Annotated in this window: 3 protein-coding genes; 2 read left to right on the top strand and 1 reads right to left on the bottom strand. The window is 45.9% G+C overall.

Annotated elements, in window-relative coordinates; all coding sequences use genetic code 11:
• The coding region (locus AACZ40_RS28900) for a hypothetical protein (protein WP_339677138.1) at nt 1-349 on the bottom strand (349 nt) is incomplete at its 3' end.
• A 764-nt stretch (nt 350-1113) separates the two neighbouring features.
• On the opposite strand from AACZ40_RS28900, the gene AACZ40_RS28895 reads away from it, so the two are divergent.
• Nucleotides 1114-1296 (top strand): hypothetical protein, encoded by a 183-nt coding sequence (locus AACZ40_RS28895; RefSeq protein ID WP_291166764.1) that lies wholly within the window; start codon nt 1114-1116, stop codon nt 1294-1296.
• Between the two features lie 1096 nt (nt 1297-2392).
• Nucleotides 2393-2854: hypothetical protein (locus AACZ40_RS28890; protein ID WP_339677135.1), on the top strand; the 462-nt coding region annotated here is incomplete at its 3' end.

Raw genomic sequence — 2854 nt, 5'->3', positions numbered from 1 at the left:
TTATAGCAAGCAGAAACTCTCGCTCATCACCTGAGGAATTCCTCAATACAGTCTGAGACAATATTTGACGTTTTGGGAAGCGACGATGTTCGATCACCTCAACCTCAACACCTGACTGATTGAGGCGCTCCAATATAGCCGGTACCAATCCGGTTAGAACGATGGTTTGCCCGGATGAACACTCTCGCCATAATCGGGTATCGGTAGTATCCTCACGAATCACCCCGTTGCCTTTGCAGCTGAACTCTTTAGCTGGAAACTCGATAAGGTCTTTAAGCAGATTTCTGTCTATGGAAGGAGCCAGCCTGGATCTTCCATGGTAAATATCGATTTTTGCTGTTTGTGACATCTGTATGTTCCTTGATCTACAACCAGATCGCAAAAGTACTTTTGGAGTCTCGAATCAACATCTGGTGCACACCGTTTACTCGAACCTACCGCCCTCCACTTCAATACGTCAAGGGGAATTTTTTTGAAACTCCCCGGGAGAGTCGTGCTACAGTCAAATCCGGGAAAGGTTCATAAATGATGAAAAATACAGATAACTCGAAACGTCAGATCAAATTCCACATCACAGCAGGTGAGTACCGAATCATCTGATTGGCTGCAACGTTCATGGATACAACGATGGCTGAGTTCTGTCGTGATGCGGTGCTAGAGGAATCCCACTATTTGACGAAGAACATCAACCCATGACCTGTAACCGAAAACATTCATTTCGGTCCAGTGCGACATCATCCAATACGAAACTGTAACAACGATAAGCACAAGCACTATCACCCCCGACAGCATTTTTTCGCAAAAGTGTCCATGGAATCGTAAAAACCTTCCCGAACAACACTCTTTGCGTCAGGGAGAAGAACGATATCCCATTCATTGAAGTCATAGCCTGCCTCAGACTGCAAGTAATAAAACAGTTGGGTGGATTGGCTGGCCATCCCCATTGTCCACTATAGGGACAAAATACATTTTAGGTCCTTAGATCTAAATAACGCTATTTAGAATTAAAGCCCTATTCATCACTATGGTACCATTGGGTACATCGTAACAATAAATCTACTGCAAATCTGACGGCTTCTTCAGGCTCATGCTTTTGACAAAAAGGAGACTTCCATGGCCAAAAAAATAGTCGACACCAAAAAACAGACTAAATTTTTCATTACAGACAAAGAACAACATATTCTGCGAATGGCGGCCGCGATGAAAAATGAGTCCATGGCGGAATTTTGTCGCAATGTTGTAATGCAACAAGCTCACAACATCGTCAAAAACTTCAAGCCCCCCAAAGGTTCCTGAAGAACCGGGGCGAACTCACACATTCTGTTTAGCCATCTGGACACCTTGGTAAAGTCTGTTACATCCCGGCTTCTACTTAGAATAACTTCAGAACAGTTAAGCGGGCAATATCGATCTCGCGGCACAGAGGCGAATTTAATTCCACAAACAAGCAGATCTGGTTTGTTTGCTCCCCGGTAAAAACAACATTTTTTATCTCAAGTTGGTATTCAGAAAATAATCGAAAAATATTTTGAAACCTATACCCGGCTACTTTTCTCTAATAAACAGGGCTCTGAAACGCTTCCCTTAAAAGAGGTCATCTATCTGGTCTTGCTCACCTGTCATACAATGAGGGTTTGCACTTTACGAAGTAATAAGTGCCTGACCAATCCCAAGACTATCAGACCCAGATCAAAGTTGCTTACGGTGTCTTGACTTCAGGTCTGAAAGTGACGGCCGCCGTCTGGTATTGTAATCTGCCCATTAAAGAATCTCCGACAGAAGAGATAGAGAACATTCTTCAAATACTGGACTTACAGAAGGCAACCAGAATTTAAGCTATACGCCCCCCATGTTGCCCTGTCTCCCAGGTCAATACTGGGGAATCCCAAAACTTGTAGTGCATACATATTCCAGGAGAAACTTATGAGGTGAGATCCGAAGAACGGCAACCAGAAGTATCATTACCGCAACCACGGTAATGGCGGGAAAATATCGAAGGAATAAGGTCGGACGTGGTCATAAGCCCGCAGAGGCGGAACTGAGCGACCAGAGACGGCGTCTGCAGGAATACTATGACCGGTATAACGGCAAGCACATCAGAACCTGAAGGATCGTGCCAGTGCCGCTGCAGATAGGCCCTTCCTGGTCACCTCGTCCCTGCTCCAGGCGGTCAGCTTCATGCTCCTTCCTGGTCGGCCAGAAGTGTCTCTGAACGCCACAGTACATCCAGGACATATTCGAGTTGGCGGATCCCCTTCGAGGGACAGGCAGGTGCCTGATACGTGACAACGTCTGATTAGCACATTCCCAGTGACATATAATCTGACTTGATCGTATTCAAGTCGAATAATTAATTCGTGAATTCGACCTCAAACTTAGAAAGGAGTCTAAGATGATTATGACAAACGCGACAGCAAAAATTGATCCGTTTACCCGTCCCTGCTGGAGGTGGGAAGTCGCAGAACAGCTTTTCAATGAACCAGAACGCGCCGAAATACCTGAGGACCAGATAACCCGGGATGTATTAACCTACCTCAAAACCGGGGATACGTCGCAATTTCCCGAGATTCATACTTCCTGCCAGTTATTTCAGGAAGACGGATTGAGGCGTGCAGAACTGGAGGCGAGGATTCTATGTGGGCAGTCTGACTCCGAGATTGCAGGGTTCTGTAAATGCACACCGGAAGTTGTCCAGGTTTATACCGATCTATTCTTCTGCGTGCGTGACTTCTCCCATGCCTCTGACTGGTTGCTGAAGCATACAGTTGGTCAACCGCACTTTTACGGATACGGTGATCACAACCTGCGGCAGATGTGGAACTGGTTCGGCCTGACAGGGCAAAAAGAAGTATTA

The organism is uncultured Gimesia sp., assembly GCF_963972345.1.
GTDB lineage: Bacteria > Planctomycetota > Planctomycetia > Planctomycetales > Planctomycetaceae > Gimesia.
This window is presented reverse-complemented; position numbering and strand designations above follow the sequence as displayed.

Excerpts from the sequence above, each read along its gene's own strand:
- AACZ40_RS28895 (WP_291166764.1), top strand. The coding sequence starts at position 1,114 with ATGGCCAAAAAAATAGTCGACACCAAAAAACAGACTAAATTTTTCATT.